The following is a 24,744-nucleotide window of genomic DNA, read 5'->3' on the forward strand; positions in this document are numbered from 1 at the left end:
TGCCACGGCACGGAGCCTGCTAGGCTCCCTGCCATGACGCCCATCGCCGGCCCGATCGTCTTCACCCTGAACGGCACCCCGCGGAGGCTGCCGCCGGGGATCTCCCCCACCGCGACCCTTCTCGACTGGCTCCGCGGCCCCGCCGGCCTCGCCGGGACGAAGGAGGGCTGCGCGGAAGGCGATTGCGGCGCCTGCACCGTGGTGGTCGAGGAGGAGGAAGGGGCGCGGGTACCGGTGAATGCCTGCCTCGCCCTGCTCGGGCAGATGCATGGCCGCCGCATCCGCACGGTGGAGGGGTTGAGCGGCGCCGATGGCGGCCCCCATCCCGTGCAGCGCGCCATGGCCGAGGGGGACGCCACGCAGTGCGGCTTCTGCACCCCCGGCATCGTCATGACGGCCTGGGCCCATGCGCGGGAGGGCGGCGACCCGCATGACGCGCTCGCCGGGAATCTCTGCCGCTGCACGGGCTACCGCCCGATCGTCGAGGTGCTGGAGGCGCTCCATGACGACGGCGTGCCGCCGCCGCCCGCGCCGGACGCCCCCGCCACCCGCTTCGAGGCACCGGGCCAGGTCTTCGACCGCCCGACGAGCCTGGCGGACCTGCTCGCCCTGCGCGCGGCCCATCCCGAGGCCTGGCTCCTCGCCGGTGGCACCGATCTCGGGCTGCGCGTCTCCGAGCGCCGGGAGGTGCCGCCGCGGGTCATCCTTCTCTCCGGTGTGCCGGAGCTGAACCTGCTGGAGGCCGGGCCGGGATGGCTGCGCGTGGGCGCCGCGACGAGCTACCGCCGGCTCCTCGCCGCCTGCGCGCGGGATGTCGCCCTCGCCCCGTTCGCCGCCCTGCTGCGCCGCCTCGGCTCCCGCCAGATCCGCGGGATGGGAACGCTCGGCGGTAATCTCGGCACGGCCTCCCCGATCGGCGACGCCCTGCCGCCGCTGATCGCCCTCGGCGCCACGCTCCGCATCGCCGGGGCGGGGGGCGAGAGGGAGATGGCGGTGGAGAGCTTCCTCACGGGCTACCGCACCAACGCCCTCCTCCCGGGCGAGGTGATACGGGACGTGCTCATCCCCCACCCGCCCGCCGGCGCGCTCTTCGCGGCGGAGAAGCTGTCCAAGCGGCCGGACCAGGACATCACCACGGTCGGCCTCTCCGCCCTGATCGAGATGGAGGGCGGGCTGGTCGCCCGCGCCCGCATCGCCCTCGGCGGCACGGGGCCGCGCGCCGAGCGCTGCGGTCCGGCCGAGGCCGCGCTCGCCGGCCGGCCCTGGAGCCGGGAGGCGGTCGAGGCCGCGGCCGCGGCGCTGGAGGCCGCCATCAGCCCGCTCTCGGACCTCCGCGGCAGCGCGGCCTATCGCCGGCTCGCCGCCGGCAACCTTCTCCGGCGCCTCTGGCACCGGCAGCCGGAATTCGCCTGATGGACATGACCGCGCGCCACACAGGGCCCGGCGCCTCCCTCCGCCAGGACAGCGCGCTGAAGCACGCAACCGGCGAGGCCCGCTTCGCCGACGATATCCCCATGCCGCCGGCCCTGCTCCACGCCGCGCTGGTGCTCTCGCCGGTCGCGCATGGCCACCTCGCGCCGATCGACCTCTCCCCCGCCCTCGCCACCCCCGGCGTCGTCGCCGCGATCGGGCCGGGGGACATCCCTGGCCGGAACGACATCGCCCAGGCTGGGCGCGCGCAGGAGCACATGCTGGCCGAGGGGCTGGTGGAGTACTGGGGCCAGCCGCTGGCGATCGTCGTCGCCGAGACGCGGGACGCGGCCCTGGCCGGCGCGGCGGCGGTGCGGCCGGGGATCGAGCCGCTTCGCCCCGTTCTTTCCGTGGAGGAGGCGCTGGATGCCGGCGCCTTCCTCATGCCGCCCATGGTCATGTCGCGCGGGAACGCGCCCGCCATCCTCGCCGCCGCGCCGCGTCGCCTCTCCGGCACCTTCGTGGCGGGCGGGCAGGAGCACTTCTACCTCGAGGGGCAGATCGCCCTCGCCGTGCCGGGGGAGGACGGGGACCTCACGATCCACTCCTCGACCCAGCACCCGACGGAGGTGCAGCACGTCGCCGCCCGCCTCCTCGGCCTCGACCACAACCGGATCTCCGTCCAGGTCCGCCGCCTCGGCGGCGGCTTCGGGGGGAAGGAGAGCAACGCCTCCTGGGTCGCCGCCTGCGCGGCCCTGGCCGCCCGCCGCACCGGCCGCCCGGTGAAGCTCCGCCTCGGCCGCAAGCAGGACATCGCGGCGACCGGCAAGCGCCACCCCATGCTCTACCGCTGGCAGGCCGGCTTCGACGAGACCGGCCGCATCCTCGCGCTGGAGGCGACGCTGGCGGCCGATGGCGGGCACAGCGTGGACCTCTCGGGCGGGGTGGTCTTCCGCTCCGTCACCCACGCGCTGAACTGCCTCGACGTGCCCGACGTCACCATCAGCGGCGTCGCCTGCAAGACGAACACGGTGAGCAACACCGCTTTCCGCGGCTTCGGCGGGCCGCAGGGCGTGCTGCTGATGGAGGATGTGACGCATCGCGTCGCCCGCACCCTCGGCCTCACGCAGGAGGCGGTGCGGGAGCGCAACCTGGCGGGCGGGGGCAACGGCTCCCACACGCCCTATGGCCAGGCGCTGGAGGGGGACCTCCTCCGCCGCGTCTGGGCCGAGTGCCGGGACGGCGCCGACTGGGCCCGCCGCCGCGCGGAGGTGGACGCCTTCAACGCCGCAAACGAGGTGGTCAGGCGCGGCCTCGGCAGCTTCGTCCTCGCCTTCGGCATCTCCTTCGGCATCATGTCGATGAACCAGGCCGGCGCGCTGGTGCATGTCTACGAGGACGGCTCCATCCGCCTGAACCACGGCGGCACGGAGATGGGCCAGGGGCTGTTCATCAAGATCGCCCAGGTCGTGGCCGGCGTGTTCGGCGTCGGCGTCGAGCGCGTGCGGATCACGCCCACCAGCACGGCCGAGGTGCCCAACACCGCCCCGACGGCCGCGAGCACGGGCACGGACCTGAACGGCTGGGCCGCCCAGATCGCCGCCACCACCATCCGCACCCGCATGGCCGAGCTGGCCGCCGCCGAATGGGGCGTGGGGCCGGAGGAGGTGCGCTTCGAGGAGGAGGAGGTCTTCGCGGGAAATCACCGCATGGGCTTCGGCGAGTTGGCGCATCGCTGCGTCCAGGCGCGCATCTCCCTCTCCTCCACCGGCTTCTACCGGACGCCCGGCATCCACTGGGACCCCGCCGCCATGCGGGGCGAGCCCTTCTTCTACTTCTCCTACGGCGCCGCGGTCGCCGAGGTGGAGCTGGACCTCCTGACGGGCGAGCACCGGCTGCTGCGCGCGGACCTCGTCCAGGATTGCGGCCGCTCCCTCAACCCCGCCGTGGACCGGGGGCAGATCGAAGGCGCCTTCGTCCAGGGCCTGGGCTGGCTCACTTGCGAGGAGCTGTGGTGGGACGAGGAGGGGCGGCTCCGCACCCTCGGCCCCTCCACCTACAAGATCCCGGGCTCGCGGGACGTGCCGCCCGTGTTCAACGTCCGGCTGCTGGAAGGGGCGCCCAGCCGGGCGGATACGGTGTTCCGTTCCAAGGCCGTGGGCGAGCCGCCGCTGATGCTCGCCACCGCCGTGTGGAACGCGCTGCGGGACGCCGCCGGCTGCGAGCGGCTGGACCTGCCCGCGACGCCCGAGCGCCTGCTGACGGCCGCGAGGGGCTAACGGCGGAGGCGGCTTGCCGTCGGGCGCCGCGGCCCATACCGTTTCCCCAAGGCCCCGAGTTCAGGCAGGGGCAGAGGGAACGGCATGAGCAACAGCTTCCGCGGACTCGATTTCGGCCTGGGCGAGACGGCCGACGCCCTGCGCGAGCAGGTCGCCGCCTTCGCGGCAGACGAGATCGCCCCCCGCGCCGCCGAGATCGACCGCAGCAACGAGTTCCCGATGGATCTCTGGCGGAAGTTCGGCGATCTCGGCCTGCTCGGGATCACCGCGCCGGAGGGGTATGGCGGCGCGGCCATGGGCTATCTCGAGCACTGCGTGGCCATGGAGGAGTTGAGCCGGGCCTCGGCGAGCGTCGCCCTCTCCTACGGCGCGCATTCCAACCTCTGCGTGAACCAGATCGCCCGCAACGGCAGCGAGGAGCAGAAGCGCCGCTACCTCCCACGGCTCATCAACGGCGAGCATGTGGGCGCGCTCGCGATGAGCGAGCCGGGCGCCGGATCTGATGTGGTCAGCATGCGGACCCGCGCCGAGCGCCGCGGCGACCGCTACGTCATCAACGGCAGCAAGATGTGGATCACCAACGGGCCGGACGCCGACACGCTCGTCGTCTACGCCAAAACCGATCCGGCCGCCGGGCCGCGCGGCATCACCGCCTTCCTCATCGAGAAGGGCTTCAAGGGCTTCTCCACCGCGCAGAAGCTCGACAAGCTCGGCATGCGAGGCTCCAACACCTGCGAGCTCGTCTTCGAGGATTGCGAGGTGCCGGCGGAGAACGTGCTGGGCACCGAGGGCCGCGGGGTGAACGTGCTGATGAGCGGGCTCGACTACGAGCGTGCGGTGCTCGCCGCCGGCCCGACCGGCATCATGCACGCCTGCCTGGACGTGGTGCTTCCCTACATCCACGACCGCAAGCAGTTCGGCCAGCCCATCGGCGAGTTCCAGCTCATGCAGGGCAAGATCGCCGACATGTACACCGTGATGAACGCGGCGAAGTCCTATGTCTACGCCGTGGCGAGGGCCTGCGACCGCGGCCAGACCACGCGCAAGGACGCCGCCGGCGCCATCCTCTACGCCGCGGAGAAGGCCACCTGGATGGCGCTGGAGGCCATCCAATGCCTCGGCGGCAACGGCTACATCAACGACTATCCCACGGGGCGCCTGCTGCGCGACGCGAAGCTCTACGAGATCGGCGCGGGCACGAGCGAGATCCGGCGGATGCTGATCGGCCGGGAGCTCTTCGCCGAGACGGCCTAGCGCCGGGAGGCGCGGCGCACCAGCGCCTCGCAGCGATCGTTCTCCCCCGAGCCGAACTGGATGGTGGGCAGCAGCCCCGCTACGGGCGCGACCAGCGCCGCTAGCCCGCCGATCAGCCCGCCGCGCGTGAGAAGCTCCCCGACCTCCGGCCCGATATCGGGGTTGCGGAAGCCGCCGTCGATGTGGATGGAGGTTGGCACGGCGCCGATGGTGAACCCCTTCGACTCGCTCCGCAGCCGCACGTTCAGCCGCTCCCGCGCGAGGTTCACGTCGCCGGTCGCGTTGATGATCACGTCTTCCGTGTCGAGGATGACGGTGCGCAGATTGGCGATGCCGCGCTGCAGCGCGACACTGGCGACGAAGCACTGCACCACCGTCCGGTCCGGGAGCTGGAGCGCGGAGAGCAGCGCATTGCCCAGCCGCAGGCCGGAGAGGTCCACGAGCAGGGCGGACAGGTTGCCGCCCGCCATGCCGAGGGTGATCTCGCCGGTGCCGCTGCCCAGGATGTCCGCGAAGGAGCCGCCCGCCCCCTCGATCCGCGCGCGGCCGTTGATACGTCCCGCGCCCTCGAAGCCGTTGGTGGCCCGCATCAGGCGGGAGAGATCGAGTCGCTGGAACTGGACATCGGCCCGCCCCCGGAGCTTGCCTCCCTCCTCCGGCGTGAGCGCGACCGTCCCCTCGATGCGGCCTGTGCCGACGCCGAGCGCGAGCGGCCGCACGGTGATCGCGCCGTCCTTCACCTCCATCTCGGCCCGCATGTTGTCGAAGGGCATGTTGCGCCCGACGATGCTCTCCGCCCGGTAGTTCAGGTTGACGTTGGCGGCCTCGATCTTGGGAAAGTTAATGGGGTCATCCGGAAGCACGCGCCCGCGCGCCTGGTCTCGCGCGACGGCCCGCCGCTGCTCGGGCGTCTGGCCCGGCGTGGTGGTGCGCCCCGGCTCCTCGCCGATGAAGCCGCCGAGATCGGCCAGGTCCACTCGGCGTGAGCGCAGTTCCGCGTCCACCACCGGCTTTGCCCCGCCCGTGGTGACGGTGATGGTCCCGTTCAGGTCGCTGCGCCCCATACGCCCGGCGAAGTCGCGGAAGCGCACGCGCCCGGCGATGTAGTCGATCTGCCCGGCTATTTCGTAATTCGGCGTCTTCGGGATCGGAACCCCTGTCAGGGGCTGGAGGAGCCCCATGTCGGGCCCCTTCATCTCCAGCCGGACATCGGCGCCCTGGAGTGCGAGCGGGTTCTGGACGGTGCCCCGCACGCTGACCTGGGTGGGCCCGTTCTCCAGCCGCATCTCGATGGGCCAAGCCTTCCCGCTATCCTGCAAGGCGAGGACGGCCCCGCCCAGGGCCGTGCCACGGATAGGCTGGCCGGCATAGGTGCCCTGCGCTTCGACCGCGATCCGGGGATCGGCGCTCTCCTCGCCGCGGGTGCCGACATCGAGGTTGAAGTCGGCGGTCAGACGGGGATCGACCACATGGGCCTTGCCCTCGACGATCCGCAGCAGCCCGATCCGGGGCGCGGCACGATCGGGCGGGGTCTCGCCGCCCTCTCCGGCGGGCTGGCCGAGATCGAACTTGTAGTTCGCCCGCCCATCGGCGAGCGCGACCGCCTCCACCACCGGCCGCATCACCTCGATGGAGGGAATCACCAGGGCGCGATCGCGGATATAGGCCATCACGTCCAGCCCGGCCGAGAGCCGCTCTGCCCGGGCGAAGGGCGGATCTTCCGGGAAGCCCTCCGGGCTGGCCACGCGCAGGCCGTCGGCGGAGATCTGCACGACCCGGCCGAGACGCACATGGAGGTGCTCGATCGTCACCTTCCGGCCCAGCGCCGCGGAAGCGCGGCTCTCCACAAGGGGGATGAACCAGTCCCAGGACCAGACGGAGATGAGCAGGCCGATCAGCAGGATCGGAACCCCCGTCCAGAGCAGCCAGCGCGGTATCCGGCGTTGTGCCATGCGGCCCTCAGCATTCCTCCGCCGCGAAAACGGCTTGGGATGTAAATGCGCGAGGAACGGGATGGTTGTCCGGCATGGCCGGTTTGCGCTGCAGCAAGGAGGCTGGGAGAAGCGGTGGATCACCGCGAGGACTATGGCGCGCCCGAAAGGATTCGAACCTCTGACCCCCAGATTCGTAGTCTGGTGCTCTATCCAGCTGAGCTACGGGCGCGTACCAAAGTCAAACAACGCTTGGATCAGGGAGCTTGGCGCGCTCGAGAGGATTCGAACCCCTAACCCCCAGATCCGTAGTCTAGTGCTCTATCCAGTTGAGCTACGAGCGCTCTTCCGTTGCGCGGGAGATAGCCCGGAGCCGTGGGGGGCGCAACCCCCTCAAGCCGCCATTTTGTCGAGTTCGCGAATAACGGCCTCGCCCATGATGGAGGTGCCCACGCGCGCCGCCCCGGAGACCATGATGTCGGCCGTGCGGAGCCCGCCCGCGAGCACGCGCTCCACCGCGTTCTCCAGCATGCGCGCGTCCTCCTCCATGCCGAAGGACCAGCGGAGCAGCATGGCGAAGGAGAGGATCTGCGCGCAGGGATTGGCGATGCCCTTCCCCGCGATATCCGGCGCCGAGCCGTGGATCGGCTCGTAGAGGGCATGACGCCGCCCATCCGGGTCCGGCGCCCCGAGCGTCGCCGAGGGAAGCATGCCGAGGCTGCCCGTGACCGCCGCCGCAAGATCGGACAGCACGTCGCCGAAGAGATTGCTGGCGAGGATCACGTCGAACTGCTTCGGGCGCGAGGCGAGCTGCATGGCGCAGTTGTCGGCATACATGTGCGACAGCTCGACATCGGGGAATTCCGACTTCCCGACGGCGGTCACCACCTCCCGCCAGAAGCGGCCGGACTGCATGACATTCGCCTTCTCGACGCTCGTCAGCTTGTTGCTCCGCTTGCGCGCCAGCTCGAAGCCGATGCGCGCGACGCGGGTGATCTCCTCCTCCGTGTAGGACTCGGTGTCGAAGCCTCGGCGCATGCCGTTCGGCAGCGTCTCGATCCCGCGTGGCTCGCCGAAATAGATGCCGCCGGTGCTCTCCCGGACGATCATCAGGTCGAGCCCGTCCACCAGCTCGGCCTTGAGGGAGGATGCCTGGGCGAGCGGCGACCAGACCTGCGCCGGCCGGAGGTTAGCGAAGAGGCCGAGATCCTTGCGCAGCCGCAGGATGCCCAGCTCCGGCCGGTTCTCGAAGGGCAGCGTATCCCATTTCGGCCCGCCCACGGAGCCGAACAGGATGGCATCGGCGGCCCGCGCCTTTTCCATCGTGCTGTCCGGGCATGGATGCCCCTCGGCGTCGATCGCGGCGCCGCCGACCAGCCCCTCCACCACGTCGAAGGTCACGCTGCGGCGGCGGTCCATCCAGTCCACCACGCGGCGGACCTCGCGCATCACCTCGGGGCCGATGCCGTCACCGGGCAGTACAAGCAGCTTCTTGTTCGCGGGCATCGGAACCTTCCTTGGACGCGCGAGGCTTCAGCCGAAGAGCCAGGGCTGCGCCGCGCGCTGCTTCTGCTCGAAGCTCTCGATCACGGCGGAACGCTGCATCGTCTCGCCGATGTCGTCCAGCCCGTTCAGCAGCCGGTGCTTGCGGAGCGGATCGACATCGAAGGGGATCTCCTCCCCGTTCGGACGCAGCACGACCTGGCGCGCGAGATCGACGGTAATGCGCGCGTTGGCGCCGAGCTTGGCATCCTCCATCAGCGCGTCGCACAGCTCGCGCGGAAGGCGGATCGGCAAGATGCCGTTCTTGAAGGAGTTGTTGAAGAAGATGTCGGCGAAATCGGGTGCGATGACGCAGCGGATGCCGAAATCCAGCAGCGCCCAGGGCGCGTGCTCGCGCGAGGAGCCGCAGCCGAAGTTCTCATGCGCGATGAGAATCTCGGCCGCGCGGTAGGGTTCGCGGTTCAGAACGAATTCGGGCTTCTCCGAGCCATCGTCGTTGAAGCGCATGTCCGCGAAGGCGGCGCGGCCGAGTCCCTTGCGCTCGATCGTCTTGAGGAAGCGCGCGGGAATGATCTTGTCCGTGTCGACATTCGCCATCGGCAGCGGCGCGGCGATGCCGGTGAGGGTCGTGAAGGGGGTCATGCCGCGTCTCCCATCGCGCTCGCGCCCGCCAGCTCGCGCACATCCGTCAGGCGCCCGGTCACCGCCGCCGCGGCGGCCATGGCGGGGGAGAGGAGATGGGTGCGCGAGCCCTTGCCCTGCCGGCCCTCGAAGTTCCGGTTGGAGGTGGAGGCGCAGCGCTGGCCCGGCTCGAGCCGGTCGGGGTTCATGCCGAGGCACATGGAGCAGCCGGCCTCTCGCCACTCGAAGCCCGCCTCCTTGAGGATGACGTCCAGCCCTTCCCTCTCCGCCTGCTCCTTCACGAGGCCGGAGCCGGGCACGACCATGGCGCGCACGCCCTCCGCCACGCGGCGGCCGCGCATCACCTCGGCGGCGGCGCGGATGTCCTCGATGCGGCCATTGGTGCAGGAACCCAGGAAGACGGCGTCCACCTTCAGCTCCTGCAGGCGCTGGCCCGGGGTGAGGCCCATATACTCCACCATGCGGCGGAGCTGCGCGCGGCGCGCCTCGTCGGCGGCCGCCTCGGGATCGGGCACGATGCCCGTGATGGGCAGCACGTCCTCGGGCGAGGTGCCCCAGCTCACCATCGGCGCGATCTCGGAGGCGTCGAGCACGACCTCGCGGTCGAACACCGCGCCCTCGTCGCTCGGCAGGCTGCGCCACCAGGCGATGGCGCGCTCCAGCGCCTCGCCCTTCGGCGCCATCGGGCGGGTGCGGACGTAGTCGAAGGTGGTCTCGTCGGGCGCGATCATGCCGGCCCGCGCGCCGGCCTCGATGGACATGTTGCAGATCGTCATGCGCCCGGCCATGTCGAGCGCGCGGATCGCCTCGCCGGCGAACTCGATCACATGGCCCGTGCCGCCGGCCGTGCCGATCTTGCCGATGATGGCGAGCACGATGTCCTTGGCCGTACAGCCGAAGCCGAGCTTCCCGTTCACCGTCACCCGCATGTTCTTCGCGGGCTTCTGCAGCAGCGTCTGGGTGGCGAGCACGTGCTCGACCTCGGAAGTGCCGATGCCGAAGGCGAGCGCGCCGAGCGCGCCGTGCGTGGAGGTGTGGCTGTCGCCGCAGACGATCGTCATGCCCGGCAGCGAGATGCCCAGCTCCGGCCCGACGATGTGGACGATGCCCTGGCGCCGGTCGTTCAGCGGGATGTAGGTGACGCCGAACTCGGCGACGTTCCTCTCCAGCGTCGCGACCTGCAGCGCGCTCTCGGGCTCGCGGATGCCGGTGAAGCGGGTGGAATCCGTGGGCACGTTGTGGTCGGTGACGGCGAAGGTGCCGTCCAGCCGGCGCACGCGGCGGCCCGTGGCGCGCAGGCCCTCGAAGGCCTGCGGGCTCGTCACCTCATGGACGAGGTGGCGGTCGATGTAGAGAAGGGAGGTTCCGTCCGGAAGTTGCTCGACGACGTGGGCGTCCCAGATCTTGTCGAACAAGGTGCGCGGCTTCGTGGCCGACATGTTTCCTCTCCCCTCTTGCGTCACCGGTGCGCGGCCCGCCCTTTCCGGGCGGGCCGCTTCCGGCCGTCTTACGCCTGCTGCTCGTTCAGCTGCTCGTTCGCCGCGACCGGGCTCTCGGCCACGGCGGAGGCGCCGCCCTTGGGGCCGCGAACGGCCGCGCGCTCCTGGATGCGGGCGGACTTACCCGTGCGGCCGCGCAGGTAGTACAGCTTCGCGCGGCGCACCTTGCCCCGGCGCACGACCTGGATCTCCGCCACGTTCGGGGAGTAGAGCGGGAAGACGCGCTCCACGCCCTCGCCGTAGGAGAGCTTGCGCACGGTGAAGTTGCTGTTCAGCCCGCGGTTGGAGCGGGCGATCACCACGCCCTCATAGGCCTGGGTGCGGATGCGCTCGCCTTCCTGCACCTTCACCATCACGCGGACGGTGTCGCCGGCATCGAACTCGGGGGTCTGGCGCGCGCCCGCGAGGCGGGTCATCTGCTCGTGCTCGAACTGCTGCAGCAGGTTCATGGCTGTGGTCCTCTTCTTCGCGTCGTTTAGGCGGGGCTTGCCGCCGGATGCAATGGCGCGGCGCGCCGTTGTTCACTCAGGAGGTCGGGGCGCCGCTCGCGCGTCACGGCCTCGGATTGCTCGCGCCGCCAGCGCGCGACCTCGGCGTGGTGGCCGGAGAGGAGAACCTCCGGCACGCGCCGGCCGCGCCACTCGGCGGGGCGGGTGTAGTGGGGGTATTCGAGCAGCCCTGCGGAAAAGCTCTCCTCCTCCGCGCTCTCGGCCGCGCCCATCACGCCGGGGATGAGGCGCACGCAGGCATCGAGCAGCACCATCGCGGCCAGCTCGCCCCCGGAGAGGACGTAGTCGCCGATGGAGACCTCGATCATCCCGCGCGCCTCGACCACGCGCTGGTCCACCCCCTCGTAGCGGCCGCAGAGCGCCACCACGCCGGGCCCCGCCGAGAGCTCCCGCACCAGCTCCTGCCGGAGCGGCGCGCCGCGCGGGGTGAGGAAGACCAGCGGGCGCGCATCGCCCTCCGGCATGGCGGCGGCCACGGCGGCATCCACCACATCGGGGCGCAGCACCATGCCGGCGCCGCCCCCGAAGGGCGTGTCGTCCACGGTGCGGTGCCGGTCGGTGGCGACGGCGCGGATGTCGCGCGCCTCCAGCGACCAGAGCCCGCGCTCCATGCCGCGCCCGGCCAGCGAGGTGCCGAGCGGCCCCGGGAACATGCCCGGAAACAGGGTGAGGACGGTGGCGCGCCAGCTCATGCCGCGTCCCGCCCGCCGCTGCGGCGGCGCATGGAGGGGCGGCGCGGGCGGGGCGTGTCGGTCGCTTCCGCCTCGCCGGGCTGGGGAGGCACCTCCGTCTCGCCCGGAGGCACGACCACAATCCGCCCCGCCGCGATCTCCACCACGGGCACCACGGCCCTGGTGAAGGGGAAGAGCGACTCCCGCCCGTTCGCGTCGCGCAGCGTGAGCACGCTGCCGGCGCCGAAATCCTCCACCGCCGAGACGGTGCCGAGCAGCTCCCCGCCTTCCGTCTCGGCGCGCAGGCCGATCAGGTCGGCGAGGTAGAACTCGTCCTCCTCGGGCGGCGGGAGCGCGTCCCGGTCGACATAGAGGCGTGTGCCGGTGAGCCTGGCGGCGGCGTCACGGTCCGTGACGCCTTCCACCTGCACCAGCCCTTCGGCCAGCCATTTCAGCACGAAGCGCCGGGCGCCGCTCTCGTCCGAGAGCGGTCCATAGCCGGCGATGGCCGCCGGCTCGGCGGTGTGGGAGCGGAGATGAATCAGCCCCCTCACCCCGTGCGGGCGGCCGAACTCGCCGACCAGGATGCGACGCGACGCGGACATGGCTGAGCGGGACTACTCTCAGCCGTTCGCGGCGGCGGCCGCGGCGCGCTCCTGGGCGCGCTTCTTCGGGGCGGACTGCTTCGGCTGGTCGCGGAACACGGGCATCGGGGCCAGGCCGGCCTTGCCGAGGAACTTCGCCACGCGGTCCGTCGCCACGGCGCCCTGGGAGATCCAGTGGCTCACGCGCTCGTCGAAGAGGCGCACGCGCTCGGCATGGTCGGAGGGCAGCATCGGGTTGTAGGAACCCAGGCGCTCGATGAAGCGGCCGTCGCGCGGCGAGCGGCTGTCGGCCACCACGATGTGGTAGTAGGGGCGCTTCTTGGCACCGGCGCGGGCGAGGCGGATCTTGAGGCCCATATTCAGCTTCCTTAGTGTGTCTGTGCTGGGTTGATCAGAAGGGGCGCTTGCCGCCCCCCATGCCAGGCAGGAGCGCGCCGAGACCGCCGCGCATCAACCCCTTCTGGCCGAGCTTGTTCATCCGCTTCATCATCGCGGACATGTCGTCGAACTGCTTCAGCAGGCGGTTCACATCCTGAACCGTGACACCGGCACCCGCGGCGATGCGCTTCTTGCGCGACGCCTTGATGATGTCGGGGTTCTTCCGCTCCTTGCGCGTCATCGAGGAGATGATGGCGGACTGCCGCCCGATCATCCCGTCGTCGATCTTCGCGTTGGCGATCTTGTCCTTCATCGCGCCCATGCCGGGCAGCATACCGAGGATCCCCGAGAGGTTCCCCATCTTGCCGACCTGCTTCAGCTGGGATGCGAAGTCCTCCAGGTCGAAGGTGCCCTTCTGCATCTTGGCCGCGAGCTTCTCGGCCTCGTCGCGGTCGATCGTCTCCGCCGCGCGCTCGACGAGGGAGACGATGTCGCCCATGCCGAGGATGCGCCCGGCAATGCGGGAGGGGTGGAAGTCCTCCAGCGCGTCCAGCTTCTCGCCCGCGCCGAGCAGGCGGATCGGCGCGCCGGTGACGGCCCGCATGGAAAGCGCCGCGCCGCCGCGGGCGTCGCCGTCCACGCGCGTCATGACGATGCCGTTGACGCCCACGCGGTCCTGGAAGTTCCGCGCGGTGTTCACCGCGTCCTGGCCCGTCATGGCGTCCACGACGAGCAGCGTCTGGTGCGGCCGCGTCGCGGCCTTCACGGCAGCGACCTCGTCCATCAGCGCGTCGTCGATGGAGAGGCGGCCGGCGGTGTCGAGGATGACGACGTCGTAGAGCTCGCGCCGCGCCACATCCATGGCGCGCGCCGCGATCTCCAGCGGGGTCTGGCCGGGGATGATGGGGAGGCTGGTGACGCCGGTCTGGTTCGCCAGCGTCTGCAGCTGGAGCTGCGCCGCCGGGCGCTGCACGTCCAGCGAGGCGAGCAGGACCTTCTTCTTCTCCCGCGTCCGCAGCCGCAGCGCGATCTTGCCGGAGGTGGTCGTCTTGCCGGAGCCCTGGAGGCCGACCATCAGGATCGGCACCGGCGCCGGCGCGTTGAGGTCGAGCCCCGGGGCTTCCTCCCCCTCCCCGCCCCCGAGCGCCTCGACCAGCGCGTCGTTGACGATCTTCACCACCTGCTGGGCGGGGGAGACGCTGCGGATCACCTCCACGCCCACGGCCCGCTCGCGCACCTTGTTGATGAGGTCGCGCGCCACCGGGAGCGCCACATCGGCCTCCAGCAGGGCGATGCGGACCTCGCGCAGGGCCTCGTTCACGTCGGCCTCGGACAGCGCGCCGCGGCGGCGGAGCTTGTCGAAGACGCCGTTCAGGCGGGAGGAGAGCGCCTCGAACATTCGGGCGGGGTGGACCTTTCACGCTGGGACCGCCCCATGACCGATCGCGCCGCTGCGCGAGTCTTCGCGGAGCGGCGGAGCCGGCACCCAGGGGGCGGCCGACCGGCGGGCGGGACATGTCCCGTGAGGGGCGGGCCATACAGGCACGGGACCCCTGCGTCAAGGAATTGCAGCGTCGGGCGGCCCTCATGGACACCGGACCGCCCGGCCCGCATCCTCCGCGCATGACGAGCGACCCCTCCATGACCCCGGCACGAGATGGGCGGCGCGGGATCCCCGGGGCATGAGGCTGCATTTCGGCGCCGCGCTGCTGCCCGGCGGCTGGGCGCGGGACGTGCTGGTGGAGCTGGATGCCGGGCGGATCGCCGCAGTCCGCCCGGGCGAGTCAGCCCCGTCGGGGGTCGAGCGCCACGCCCTGGCCGTGCCCGGCCTCCCCAACCTCCACTCCCATGCCTTCCAGCGCGCCATCGCGGGGCGGACGGAGCGGCGCGGCCCGGGGGAGGACAGCTTCTGGTCCTGGCGCGACGTGATGTACCGCTCCCTCCCGGTGCTCACCCCCGAGGATGTCGAGGCGATCGCGGCGCTCGCCTATGCCGAGATGCTCGAATCCGGCTTCACCCGCGTCGGCGAGTTCCACTACCTCCACCACGCGCCCGACGGCCGCTGCTATGACGATCCGGCGGAGATGGCGTCCCGCATCGCCGCCGCGGCCGCGGAGACCGGGCTCCGGCTCACCCTTCTTCCCGTCCTCTACGCGCATGCGGGCTTCGGCGGGCTGCCACCCCTGCCGGGGCAGCGCCGCTTCGTGAACGACCTCGACGGCTTCGCCCGGCTGCTGGAGGGAAGCGCCCGCGCGATCGCCTCCCTGGAGGGCGCCGGGCTGGGCGTCGCGCCCCACAGCCTGCGCGCCGTGACCCCGGAGGAGCTGGCCGCCGTCCTCTCCATGCTGCCCGGCCGCCCCGTCCACATCCACGCCGCCGAGCAGGTGCGGGAAGTGGAGGAATGCCTCGCCTGGAGCGGCGCGCGCCCGGTGGATTGGTTGCTGGACCATGCCGGCCCGGACCGGCGCTGGTGCCTCGTCCACGCCACCCACATGCTGCCCGGGGAGGCCGCGCGCCTCGCCCGCACGGGCGCCGTGGCCGGGCTGTGCCCCGTGACCGAGGCCAATCTCGGCGACGGCGTCTTCGATGCGGAGAGCTGGGGCGCCGCCGAGGGGGCCTGGGGCGTGGGAACGGACTCCAACGTCTCCATCGCCGCGAATGGCGAGCTGCGGATGCTGGAGTACTCGCAGCGCCTGGCGCGGCGGGGGCGCAACCTCATGGCCCCGGCACCCGGCGCCTCCACCGGGCGCACCCTGTTCGAGGCGGCGCTGGCCGGCGGCTCCCGCGCGCTGGGCGAGGAGGCCCCCGCCCTCCGCCCCGGCGCGCCGGCCGACCTCGTCGCGCTCCGCCCGGCGCCCGGCATCACCGAGGATGAGGCGCTCGACCACTGGATCTTCGCCGCGGCCGACCGGGGCGTGGACACCGTCTGGTGCGCCGGCCGCGCCGTGGTGCGGGAGGGCCGGCACGTGGCGCGGGACGCCATCGAGGCCCGGAACGCCGCCGCCATGCGCCGGATCGCGGGCGCCTCCGCGGGCTGAGGGGCGGTTCGCCGGGCGGCCAGGGCCGGAGCGGGATCGAGGCCGCGGGGCAACGGCATGAATTCTTGTGCCCCCCGGGGGAAAGGGGTAGCTCCGCGCGGATATGGGGCGAGAGGCGGGGGGACCTGGGTTGAGGGCCATCATACTTTGTGCTGGCCAGGGGCGGCGCCTGTTGCCGCTCACGGAACATGCCCCGAAATGCCTGCTCCGCGTGGCCGGGCATCCGATTCTGGAATGGCAGCTCCGGGGGCTCGCGGCGGCCGGCATCCGCCACGTCACCCTCGTCACGGGCTTCGAGGCGGAGGCGCTGGAGGGGGCCGTCCCGGGCATCGCGCCGCCGGGCATGGTGGTCGAGACCCTCTACAATCCCTTCTTCGCGGTGGCCGAGAACATCGGCAGCTGCTTTCTCGTCCGCGACCTCATCGCGGAGGGGGACACGGTGCTGCTGAACGGCGACACGCTCTTCGAGCCGGCGGTGCTGAAGCGCCTCCTCGCCTCCCCGCACGCGCCCATCACCGTCACCATCGACCGCAAGGCGGCCTATGACGCCGACGACATGAAGGTTTCGCTCGACGGCACGCGGCTGACGGCCATCGGCAAGACCCTCCTTCCCGGCGAGACCGACGGGGAGTCGATCGGCATGCTCCTGTTCCGCGGCCACGGTGGAAGAGTCTTCGCGGCCGGGCTGGAGGCCGCGCTGCGCCAGCCAGACGGGCTGCGGCGCTGGTATCTCTCGGTCATCCACACCCTCGCCCGCACCGGCGCCGTGCAGGTGGCCTCCATCGAGGGGCTGAGCTGGGGCGAGGTGGACTACCCCGCCGACCTCGCCCGCGCCGAGGCCCTCGTCCGCTCCTGGGAAGGCGCCGGCCCGGCCCTGGCCGCGGCGGTGGGGGAGCGCTGATGGCGCCCCCGCCCCTCCCGACGCGCAGCAACCTGCCCCAGCGCCTCGGGGACTTCGCGAACCTCGCGGAAGCGCTGGAATACGCCGCGGGCGGCGAGACCGGCCTCTCCTTCCACGACGGCCGGGGCGCGGTGACCTGCGCCCTGCCCTACCGCCAGCTCCGGGAGGAGGCGCTCGACCTCGCCGGCCGGCTGCTCCATGCCGGGCTGCGGCGGGGGGAGCGGGTGGCGATCGTCGCCGAGACGCATCCCGAGGTGGTCGCCGCTTTCCTCGCCTGCCAGCATGCGGGCCTGGTCCCCGCGCTCCTGCCCGTGCCGGCGGCCTTCGGCGGGCGGGAGGGCTATATCGACCATATCCGCCGCCTGGCCGTGGCGGCGCGGGCCTCGGCGCTCTTCGTGCCGGAGTCCCTCAAGCCCTGGCTGGCCCCCGTCGCCCAGGAGATGGGGCTGAAGGCCTTCGGGCGCCCCTCCTCCCTGCCCCCGGCGCCGGAGGGACTGCCCGCGCCGCAGCCGCTGGGGCAGGAGGACATCGCCTATCTCCAGTTCTCCTCGGGCAGCACGCGCTTCCCCGTGGGTGTCGCCGTTACCGGCCGCGCGCTGATGGAGAACCTCCGCGCCATCCTGCGCCACGGGCTGCGCGTCACGCCGGATGACCGGGCGGTGTCCTGGCTGCCGCTCTATCACGACATGGGCCTCGTCGGCTTCCTCCTGGCACCGATGGCGGGGCAGGTGGCGCTCGACCTCCTCTCGCCCCAGGAATTCGCGCGCCGCCCGCAGCTCTGGCTCCGCCTGCTCTCGGCCAACCGGGGCACGCTCTCCTACAGCCCGAGCTTCGGCTACGAGCTCTGCGTCCGGCGCGGCCGACCCGACCCGGCCAAGGGCCCGCCTCTCGACCTCTCCTCCTGGCGCGCGGCGGGGATCGGGGGGGACATGATCCGCCCGCATGTCCTCGCCCGCTTCGCGGAGACCTTCCTGCCGGACGGCTTCAGGCCCGGGGCCTTCGTGCCGAGCTACGGCATGGCGGAGGCGACGCTGGCCATCAGCTTCGCGCCTCCCGGCGCCGGGGTGGCGGTGGACACGGTCGATCTCGACCGGCTGGAGAGCGAGGGCTTTGCCGCTCCGCCCGCGGCCGGGGGCGGGCGCGTCCGCGGCTTCGCCCTCTGCGGCCCACCGCTTCCCGGCACTGAGGTGGAGATCCGGGACCCCGACGGCGCCGCCCTGCCGGAGCGGCGCGTCGGCCGCATCCTCGTCCGCGGCCCCGGGCTGATGAGCGGCTATGACGGCCGCCCGGAGGAGAGCGCCGCCGCCCTCTCGCCCGACGGATGGCTCGAGACGGGCGATCTCGGCTACCGGCTCGGCGGGCAGATCGTGATCACCGGGCGCGCGAAGGACCTCATCATCGTCAACGGCCGGAATCTCTGGCCGCAGGACCTCGAATGGTCGGTGGAGCAGGCCGTCTCCGGCCTCCGCAGCGGCGATGCCGCCGCCTTCGCCGTGGAGGAGGAAGGGACGGAGCGCGTCGTGGTGCTGATCGAGGCCCGCGGCGCGCCGGACGAGGCCGGGCGGGAAAGGCTCGCGGCCGAGGCGGCGGGCACGCTCCGCGCGCGGCACGGGGTGGAGGCGCTGATCGTGCTCGTGCCGCCGGGGAGCCTGCCGCACACCTCCTCGGGCAAGCTCAGCCGGGCGCTGGCCCGCAGCCGCTACCTCAAGGGGGCCTTCGCCCGGCCCGCCGCCGAGCTCGCCGCCCTCACGCGATGAAGGGGGCCGCCATGGCGGGGGCGCCGCTCGTCGCCGTCACCGGAGGCACCGGCTTCCTCGGCCGCCACGCCGTCGCGGCGCTCACCCGCCAGGGGTGGCGGGTGCGGATGCTCCTGCGGGATGGGGGCGGCACGGCGGAGGGCCTGCCCGCGGCCGAGACAGTCCGCGGCGACCTCGGGGATGCGGAGGCGCTGCGGCGGCTGGTGGCCGGCGTGGATGCCGTGGTCCATCTCGCCGGGCTGACCAAGGCGCGCCGCGAGGCGGACTTCCTCGCGGTCAACCGGGACGGGAGCGCGCGGCTGGCCGCCGCCGTCGCCGCCGCGGCCCCGGGCGCGCGCCTCGTCCTCGTCTCCTCCCTCGCCGCCCGGGAGCCGGGCATTTCCCCCTATGCCGCCAGCAAGCGGGCGGGAGAAGAAGCGGCGGTGGCGGCGCTGGGCGGGGCGGGTTCCCCGGTGGTGCTGCGGCCCGGGGTCATCTACGGCCCGGGCGACCGGGAGGGGCTGGTCCTGTGCCGCCTCGCCCTCTCCCCGCTCGTTCCCGTGCCCCGCGCGCCGGAGCCGCGGATCGGCCTCGTCCATGCCGAGGACGTGTCGGGCGCCATCGCTGCCCTCCTCCGCGGCGGGCCGGAGGGCGCTGCCTTCGAGGTCACCGACGCCAGGGCAGAGGGCTATGGCTGGCGCGAGATCATCGAGGGGGTGGCGGGGGCGCTCGGGCGCCGGCCGCGCTTCCTGCCCGTGCCGGACGCCGCCATGCTCGCGGCCGGCGCCGCGGCCGATGCCCTGTCCCGCCTCTCCGGCCGGCCCGCCCTGTTCGGGCGCGGCAAGGCGCGGGAGATCCTGCACCGGGACTGGGGCTCATCCCGGGAACGGCAGCTCCCTCCCGGCCTCTGGTCGCCGGGGGTCTCGCTGGAGGCCGGGTTGCGCGACACGCGCCGCTGGTGGGCAGATCTCGGCCTGCCAGGAGCCGCCGCCCATGGCTAGGGCCGCCGCCGTCAGGGCCGGATGGGCTCCTGCCGCACCGCCTCGTAGCGGCGGAGGCAGCTGCTGTTGGCGCCGCCCTCCCGCGACACGGCCGGGACGGCGGCATCCGCCGCGACCAGGCTGTCGCCCTCGATGCGCCCCGTGGCGAAGCGGGTGGCGAGGTCGGAGACCAGGGCCAGCTCGCCGCCCGGCGAGACCGTGCCCGTGAGCAGCGCCTCCTTCACGGCGGAGCGGTGGTGGCGCGAGCCGCGCAGCTCCACCGACCCGTTCTCCACGCGGAACCAGACCTCCCGCGCCGCCTCCCGGCAGGACGCGGCGGGCCCGACCGGGATGCGGCGGCCGCGATACCATCCATCGAAGCGCGAGGCCGCGCCGGAGGGGGCCGGCACGGCTCCCCCATCGGCGCATCCCGCCAGTCCAGCCCCGAGCAACAGGGCGAGCGCCGCCGCGCGAGCCCCCCGTAACGTCACAGGACGAGAGCGATGAGCCAGGCCCCCGCCGCCACGGACCGCCCCGTGGTGTTCATCCACACCAATGCCAAGCAGCGCCTGGGCGCGCTCGTCTCGGCCCATTCCTTCCGGCGCAACGCGCGCGACGCCGACTCCTTCGAGGTCCGGCTGCTGGAAGCCGAAAAATGCCCGCCCCTGCTCGCGGCCGAGGGGCGGAGCTTCCAGCGCGCCGGGCACGGCCGGGTCTGGCACATGGACGACCTGCAATCCTTCACCCCGCTGCGCTTCGCCGTGCCCGATGCCATGGGGCATCGCGGCCTCGGCCTGGTCGTGGACCCCGACGTCTTCGCCGTGGGCGATGTCGGCGAGTTGTTCTCCCGGGACCGGCATGGCAAGGCGATCCTTTGCCGCGCCCGCCCCGGGCATAACGGCGCGCCGGACTACCTGGCCAGCAGCGTGATGCTACTGGACTGCGCCCTGCTGCCCCACTGGCGCTTCGAGGAAACGCTGGAGGAGCTGTTCAGCGGCCGGCTGGACTACGTGGAACTGATCGAGCTCCGGCGCGAGAGGCGCGAGACGATCGGCCTGCTGGAGCCCGTCTGGAACGACTTCGACCGGCTCACCCCGGAGACGCGGCTGCTCCACACTACCAAGCGCCGCACCCAGCCCTGGAAGACCGGCCTTCCTGTGGACTTCACCCTGCGCGAGCGCGGCTTCGGCCCGATCCCGGCCGTGCTCGTCCGCCCCGTGCTGCGCTTCTGGACCGCCCATGCCCGCTACCGCCCGCATCCCGACCCAGGGCAGGAGGCGTATTTCTTCGCGCTCCTGGCGGAGTGCCTGGACACTGGCGCCGTGACGCGCGCGGAGGTGGAGCACGGGATCAGGGAGCGGCACATCCGCCCCGACGCGCTGGAGATGGCGGAGCGCTGCCGCGGCCGCTTCCCGCCGCCCCGCCAGCCAGTAGCCGCCTGACGCGCGCGGCCGCCTCCCCGGCGATGTCCGGCGGGATGCCCCGCCTCGGCGCCTCCACCGTGCCCGCGAGCCCGTGATGGTCGATCTCCCGCCAGAAGAACCAGAGGTCGCGCGGCCATCCGGCCAGGCCGCGCCGGACGAGCGCGCCCCAGGCCCGGCCCGCGAGGCGCGCGGGGAGAGAGGCGCCGTCCTCCCCCGCATCGGCCCGGCGCAGGGTGCGCATCACCCGCAGCAGCGCCGCCCCTACCCCCCCGGCCCGGACGGGCACGAGGCCGACGGGCTTCCCCGTCGCGACGGCCTCCGAGATCATCGCCGCGCTGTCCGCCGTCACGGCGATCTCCGCCGAGAGGGCGAGCAGGCCGGGATAGGGGTTCCCTTCCCCGCTCCCAGTGAGGAGGGCGGCAGGCCCCTCCGCCCCGGCGAGGATCGCCCGCACCCGCCGTTCCACTGCCTCGGGCGTCCGGCGGCTGGCCACTGCCAGCACGCTGCCGCCCCCCGCCGCCGCGCGGGCGAGCAGCACGCGGCAGGCCGCCTCCGCATCCTCGGGGCGCAGCCGCCAGGGCGGGGAATTGCCGCCGAGGAGAAGGGCGAGGCGCGGCTCCGGGAAGGGCCGGAGGCGTTCCCGCCAGAGTTCCCCCGCCTCGGCCAGCCGCGCCGGCCCCATCGCGGAGAGGGAGACGGGCGCCTCGATCACCTCCGGGCCGGGCGGCACGCCGTACTGGGGCGTGGTCACCACGAGGTCGAGCAGCGCGGGGTGGCAGCGCGGGCGGCCGATCCCCACGATGCGCGTCCGGCCGCCGGAGCGCGCCCGGATCCAGCGCGCGGCCGGCACGGCCCGCCTCCCGACGGTGATGACGACATCCGGCCAGGGCGGGACGAGACGGGCGCGGGAGGCGGCATCGAGGCTTGCCAGCCCGCTCCAGCCGAAGCGGTTGGGCAGCAGGCGGAGGGGATTTTGGCGGAGCGGGATCGGCTCGACCCGGCCGCCCAGCGCCGCGGCCAGGGCGAGCACCTGGTTGTTGTCGCCGGTGCGCGGTCCGAGCAGCGCCCAGACGCGCAGCGGCCCGCCGGGGCTGGTCCCTGTGTCCAAGCGGCTGCGGCCTCTCCGGGGCGGGAAAGGATGCGGGGGCGCCCCGCGCCGGGCAAGGGGGGCCGGGCCGGATGCGGATAAGCTACGTCGCGGGCACCGCCCTGCCCTCCCGCGTCGCGAGCGCGGTGAACGTGATGGGCATGTGCCGCGCCCTGGCCGCCGCGGGGCACGAGGTGACGCTCTACGCCCGGGGCCGCCGGGGGGACGAGGCGGCCGTCTTCGCCGCCTTCGGGATGGAGCCGCTCTTCGACCTCGTGCTGCTCGCCCCGCCCCGCCTGCCCCTGGGGAAGAACCTTCTCTACCCCGCCCTCGTCGCGCGGGAGATGCGCGCGCGGCCGGTGCCGGAGCTGATCTACGGCCGCCACGCCTATGCCATGGGCCTCGTGGGGCCCCTCGTCGCGGCGCCGGTCGCCTATGAGGTGCATGCCCTCCCGCTCCGGCGGGCCCGGCGGCTGGCGGAGTCCTGGCTCCTGCGCCAGCCGCGCTTCGCCCTGCTCGTCGCCATTTCCAACGCCCTGGCAGAGGACTACGCGGCCGCGATGCCGGCCCTCGGCGGGCGGCCCGTGCTGGTGGCGCATGACGGGGCGGACCCCGCGCCCGATCCCCTGCCAGCGCTGCCGCCCGGCCCCTGGCCCGGCCGCCCCGGTGCCCCGCAGCTCGGCTATGTCGGCCATCTCTATCCCGGCAAGGGGATGGAGACCGTAGCGGCCCTTGCCGAAGCCCTGCCGGAATGCGAGTTGCACGCGATCGGCGGGACGGAGCGCGACCTGGCCTCCTGGCGCGCGCGCCTCGCCGGGCGGGCGAACCTGCACCTGCACGGGCACGTGCCGCACGCCCTCGTGCCCGGCCTGCTCGCGCGCTTCGACCTGCTCCTCGCCCCGCCCGCGCCGCGCGTCCTCTCCTCGGCGGGGCGCGAGATCGGGCGCTGGATGTCCCCGCTGAAGGTGTTCGAGTACATGGCCGCCGGAAAGCCGATCCTCGCCTCCGACATCCCTGCCCTGCGGGAGATCCTGCGGGACGGCGAGACGGCGCTGCTCCTCCCGCCCGGTGACACCGCTGCCTGGGCGGCGGCGGCGCGGGGCCTGCTCGCCGACCGGGAGCGGGCCGCCGCCCTCGGCGCCGCGGCAAGGGCGGAGCTGCTGGGCACCTTCACCTGGGACGCCCGCGCCGCGCGGATCCTCCGCCGGATCGCGGAACTCCGGGGATGACGGAGGAACCGGGGCAGGCCGTCGCCGACAGCCTTTTCCGCCGCATCCTGCGGAACGCCGGCCTCGTGCTCGGCGGGAAGCTGGTCACGGCGCTGCTGAACCTCGCGGCCTTCGGCATCGGCATGCACAGCCTGGGCGCGGAGCGGATGGGGGTGCTCGTCCTCGTCCACGGCTTCGCGCAGACGGCCTCCTCCCTCGTAAAGTTCCAGTCCTGGCAGGCCGTGCTGCGCTACGGCGCCGGCAGCCTCGGCGAGGAGCGGCGCGCGGAGTTCCACGCCCTGCTCCGCTTCACCGCGGGGCTGGACATCGGCTCCGGGGTTCTCGGCGCCATCCTCTGCGCCGGGGCCGCCCTCCTCCTCGGCCCCTCCTTCGGCTGGCCGCCGGAGGTGCTGCCGCTCGCCGCGCTCTACGCGACCAGCACGCTCTTCCTCGTCACCGCGACGCCGACGGGGCTGCTCCGCCTGCTCGACCGCTTCGACCTGCTGGCGCGGCGGGACGCGGCGGGGGCGGCGATCCGGCTGGGCGGCGCGGCGCTGGCGGCCGGGCTCGGCGCCGGGTTGCCGGGCTTCCTCGGCGCTTGGTACGCGGGCACGGCGCTCGGCGGCGTCGTGCTGGTCGCGACCGCCTGGCGGGAGGTCGCCCGGCGCGGCCTGCTGCGCCCCGACCCCGCGGGGCGGCGGGTGCGGGCGGCGCGGGTGCATCCGGGGATCTGGGGCTTCACCTGGTCCACCAATCTCATGACCACCCTCTCCCTCGGCTCCAGCCATGTCGCGACCCTCTGCGTCGGCTGGACCATCGGGCCCGTGGGGGCGGCGCTCTTCTCCCTCGCCCGGCAGATCGGGGAGGCCGCGCTGAAGCCCAGCCGCTTCCTCACCCCCGCCCTCTATCCCGAGCTCGCCCGCCTCCTGGCGGAGGGGAACCATGACGCGCTCCGCCGGCTGCTCCGCCGGGGGCTCCGCCTCTCGGCCGCCCTCGCGCTCGGGCTGCTCCTTCTTCTCGCGGCGATCGGCGGGCCCTTGCTGCGGCTGGTGGGCGGGCCGGAAGGGGGAGAGGCCTACCGCCTCATGCTCCTGCTGGCGGCGGCCACCTCGATCGGCTTTGCCGGCTTCGCGCTGGAGCCTTTGCTCGTCTCCGCCGGGCGCCACGGGCTCGCGCTGCGGCTTCGGGCGCTCTCCACGGCCGCCTATGTCCCCCTCGCCCTGATTGGCCTCCGGCTGGTCGGGCTGGAGGGCGCGGGCATCGCCGCCCTGCTCTCGGCGCTGCTCCTCCTGGCCGGGCAGGCGGTGCCGGCCCTGCGCTGGGTGGCCTCTCCCGCTTCGGGCGCGCGCGATCAAAACTTGCGTTACAGTTCAGGGAAGCATTTAACCGGGGATGCCCGGGGGGGTATGGGCGTCGGCAACAGGGGAACCGGAGATGCTGGATGAGCAGGCCGCGCTGCGGGAGATTACCGCAGCGCTTGAGGAATCGGGGAAACTGACCGGCCCCGTGACCATGGAGACCAGCATTCTTCACGACCTGAACCTCGACTCCGTCGGCGCGATCGACTTCGTCATGCTGCTGGAGACGCGCCTGGACACCGTCATTCCGATGGACCGGATGGCCGAGATCGAGACGATCGGCGACCTCGTCCGCGTGCTGACCAGCCAAGCTTCCGCGGCGAACTAGATC

22 protein-coding genes and 2 tRNA genes are annotated in these 24,744 nt (G+C 73.1%); 11 read left to right on the forward strand and 13 right to left on the reverse strand.

The features are described from left to right. The first annotated feature begins 33 nt into the window (after positions 1–33). The 3 genes from FHS87_RS10355 to FHS87_RS10365 all read left to right on the forward strand — a co-directional run bounded on the left by FHS87_RS10355 (position 34) and on the right by FHS87_RS10365 (position 4,943). Complete coding sequence (locus FHS87_RS10355) at positions 34–1,413, forward strand: xanthine dehydrogenase small subunit (protein WP_184517384.1); 1,380 nt, start codon at positions 34–36, stop codon at positions 1,411–1,413. Continuing rightward, the gene (gene xdhB, locus FHS87_RS10360) at positions 1,413–3,689 is read left to right on the forward strand and encodes a xanthine dehydrogenase molybdopterin binding subunit (protein ID WP_184517386.1); all 2,277 of its coding nucleotides are present in this window, start codon (positions 1,413–1,415) and stop codon (positions 3,687–3,689) included. The genes FHS87_RS10355 and xdhB overlap by 1 nt, the downstream gene beginning before the upstream one ends. 84 nt (positions 3,690–3,773) lie before the next feature. Next, on the forward strand, positions 3,774–4,943 hold the full coding sequence (locus tag FHS87_RS10365) for an isovaleryl-CoA dehydrogenase (RefSeq protein WP_184517388.1): 1,170 nt from the start codon (positions 3,774–3,776) through the stop codon (positions 4,941–4,943). Here the strand turns inward: FHS87_RS10365 and FHS87_RS10370 are convergent. The 11 genes from FHS87_RS10370 to ffh form a co-directional block, all read right to left on the reverse strand. Further along, positions 4,940–6,895: an AsmA family protein gene (locus FHS87_RS10370; protein ID WP_184517390.1), complete on the reverse strand. Its 1,956-nt coding sequence runs from the start codon at positions 6,893–6,895 to the stop codon at positions 4,940–4,942. The genes FHS87_RS10365 and FHS87_RS10370 overlap by 4 nt on opposite strands. Before the next feature lie 134 nt (positions 6,896–7,029). Beyond that, positions 7,030–7,106: transfer RNA gene (locus FHS87_RS10375), tRNA-Arg, on the reverse strand. A gap of 35 nt (positions 7,107–7,141) precedes the next feature. Continuing rightward, a tRNA-Arg gene (locus tag FHS87_RS10380) sits at positions 7,142–7,218 on the reverse strand. A gap of 49 nt (positions 7,219–7,267) precedes the next feature. Further along, positions 7,268–8,380 carry a 3-isopropylmalate dehydrogenase gene (gene leuB, locus FHS87_RS10385; protein ID WP_184517391.1) on the reverse strand — a complete coding sequence of 371 codons (1,113 nt, stop codon included), beginning with the start codon at positions 8,378–8,380 and terminating at the stop codon, positions 7,268–7,270. 27 nt (positions 8,381–8,407) lie between these two features. After that, positions 8,408–9,019, reverse strand: coding sequence for a 3-isopropylmalate dehydratase small subunit (gene leuD / locus FHS87_RS10390; protein ID WP_184517395.1), 612 nt, complete (start codon positions 9,017–9,019; stop codon positions 8,408–8,410). Then, positions 9,016–10,458, reverse strand: a complete 1,443-nt coding sequence (gene leuC, locus FHS87_RS10395; protein WP_184517398.1) for a 3-isopropylmalate dehydratase large subunit — start codon at positions 10,456–10,458, stop codon at positions 9,016–9,018. The genes leuD and leuC overlap by 4 nt, the downstream gene beginning before the upstream one ends. A 68-nt stretch (positions 10,459–10,526) precedes the next feature. Then, positions 10,527–10,967, reverse strand: coding sequence for a 50S ribosomal protein L19 (rplS, locus tag FHS87_RS10400; RefSeq protein WP_184517401.1), 441 nt, complete (start codon positions 10,965–10,967; stop codon positions 10,527–10,529). A 26-nt stretch (positions 10,968–10,993) separates the two neighbouring features. After that, on the reverse strand, positions 10,994–11,719 hold the full coding sequence (gene trmD, locus FHS87_RS10405) for a tRNA (guanosine(37)-N1)-methyltransferase TrmD (RefSeq protein WP_184517405.1): 726 nt from the start codon (positions 11,717–11,719) through the stop codon (positions 10,994–10,996). Further along, on the reverse strand, positions 11,716–12,303 hold the full coding sequence (rimM, locus tag FHS87_RS10410) for a ribosome maturation factor RimM (protein ID WP_184517408.1): 588 nt from the start codon (positions 12,301–12,303) through the stop codon (positions 11,716–11,718). The genes trmD and rimM overlap by 4 nt, the downstream gene beginning before the upstream one ends. Positions 12,304–12,321: 18 nt before the next feature. Further along, entirely contained in the window at positions 12,322–12,660 is a 339-nt protein-coding gene (gene rpsP, locus FHS87_RS10415) for a 30S ribosomal protein S16 (protein WP_184517411.1), read from the reverse strand. Between the two features lie 34 nt (positions 12,661–12,694). Further along, on the reverse strand, positions 12,695–14,080 hold the full coding sequence (gene ffh, locus FHS87_RS10420) for a signal recognition particle protein (protein ID WP_184517414.1): 1,386 nt from the start codon (positions 14,078–14,080) through the stop codon (positions 12,695–12,697). A gap of 283 nt (positions 14,081–14,363) precedes the next feature. Here ffh and FHS87_RS10425 point away from each other — a divergent pair, with 283 nt between their 5' ends. From FHS87_RS10425 to FHS87_RS10440, 4 genes are all read left to right on the forward strand, one after another. Beyond that, a complete protein-coding gene (locus tag FHS87_RS10425; protein WP_184517417.1) occupies positions 14,364–15,719 on the forward strand; it encodes a formimidoylglutamate deiminase in 1,356 nt (451 codons plus the stop codon). A gap of 103 nt (positions 15,720–15,822) precedes the next feature. Then, positions 15,823–16,620: a phosphocholine cytidylyltransferase family protein gene (locus FHS87_RS10430; protein ID WP_184517420.1), complete on the forward strand. Its 798-nt coding sequence runs from the start codon at positions 15,823–15,825 to the stop codon at positions 16,618–16,620. Then, positions 16,620–18,377, forward strand: a complete 1,758-nt coding sequence (locus tag FHS87_RS10435; RefSeq protein ID WP_184517423.1) for a fatty acyl-AMP ligase — start codon at positions 16,620–16,622, stop codon at positions 18,375–18,377. The genes FHS87_RS10430 and FHS87_RS10435 overlap by 1 nt, the downstream gene beginning before the upstream one ends. A gap of 11 nt (positions 18,378–18,388) precedes the next feature. Beyond that, positions 18,389–19,357 (forward strand): NAD-dependent epimerase/dehydratase family protein, encoded by a 969-nt coding sequence (locus tag FHS87_RS10440; protein ID WP_184517426.1) that lies wholly within the window; start codon positions 18,389–18,391, stop codon positions 19,355–19,357. An 11-nt stretch (positions 19,358–19,368) separates the two neighbouring features. On the opposite strand, the gene FHS87_RS10445 is transcribed toward FHS87_RS10440, so the two are convergent. Beyond that, positions 19,369–19,746 carry a hypothetical protein gene (locus FHS87_RS10445; protein ID WP_184517429.1) on the reverse strand — a complete coding sequence of 126 codons (378 nt, stop codon included), beginning with the start codon at positions 19,744–19,746 and terminating at the stop codon, positions 19,369–19,371. A 93-nt stretch (positions 19,747–19,839) separates the two neighbouring features. Here FHS87_RS10445 and FHS87_RS10450 point away from each other — a divergent pair, with 93 nt between their 5' ends. Further along, positions 19,840–20,778 carry a hypothetical protein gene (locus tag FHS87_RS10450; RefSeq protein WP_184517432.1) on the forward strand — a complete coding sequence of 313 codons (939 nt, stop codon included), beginning with the start codon at positions 19,840–19,842 and terminating at the stop codon, positions 20,776–20,778. Here the strand turns inward: FHS87_RS10450 and FHS87_RS10455 are convergent. Then, positions 20,687–21,868: a mitochondrial fission ELM1 family protein gene (locus FHS87_RS10455; RefSeq protein ID WP_184517435.1), complete on the reverse strand. Its 1,182-nt coding sequence runs from the start codon at positions 21,866–21,868 to the stop codon at positions 20,687–20,689. The genes FHS87_RS10450 and FHS87_RS10455 overlap by 92 nt on opposite strands. 71 nt (positions 21,869–21,939) lie before the next feature. Between FHS87_RS10455 and FHS87_RS10460 the strand changes: the two genes are divergently transcribed. Genes FHS87_RS10460 through FHS87_RS10470 form a run of 3 tightly spaced genes read left to right on the forward strand, consistent with a single transcriptional unit; the run spans position 21,940 to position 24,741 of the window. Beyond that, positions 21,940–23,076, forward strand: a complete 1,137-nt coding sequence (locus tag FHS87_RS10460; RefSeq protein WP_184517438.1) for a glycosyltransferase family 4 protein — start codon at positions 21,940–21,942, stop codon at positions 23,074–23,076. Further along, a complete protein-coding gene (locus FHS87_RS10465; protein ID WP_184517441.1) occupies positions 23,073–24,500 on the forward strand; it encodes a lipopolysaccharide biosynthesis protein in 1,428 nt (475 codons plus the stop codon). Before FHS87_RS10460 ends, FHS87_RS10465 begins: the two co-directional genes overlap by 4 nt. Next, positions 24,490–24,741 carry an acyl carrier protein gene (locus FHS87_RS10470; RefSeq protein ID WP_184517444.1) on the forward strand — a complete coding sequence of 84 codons (252 nt, stop codon included), beginning with the start codon at positions 24,490–24,492 and terminating at the stop codon, positions 24,739–24,741. Before FHS87_RS10465 ends, FHS87_RS10470 begins: the two co-directional genes overlap by 11 nt. Positions 24,742–24,744: the final 3 nt, after the last annotated feature.

The organism is Muricoccus pecuniae, assembly GCF_014199205.1.
Taxonomy (GTDB): Bacteria; Pseudomonadota; Alphaproteobacteria; order Acetobacterales; family Acetobacteraceae; genus Roseomonas; species Roseomonas pecuniae.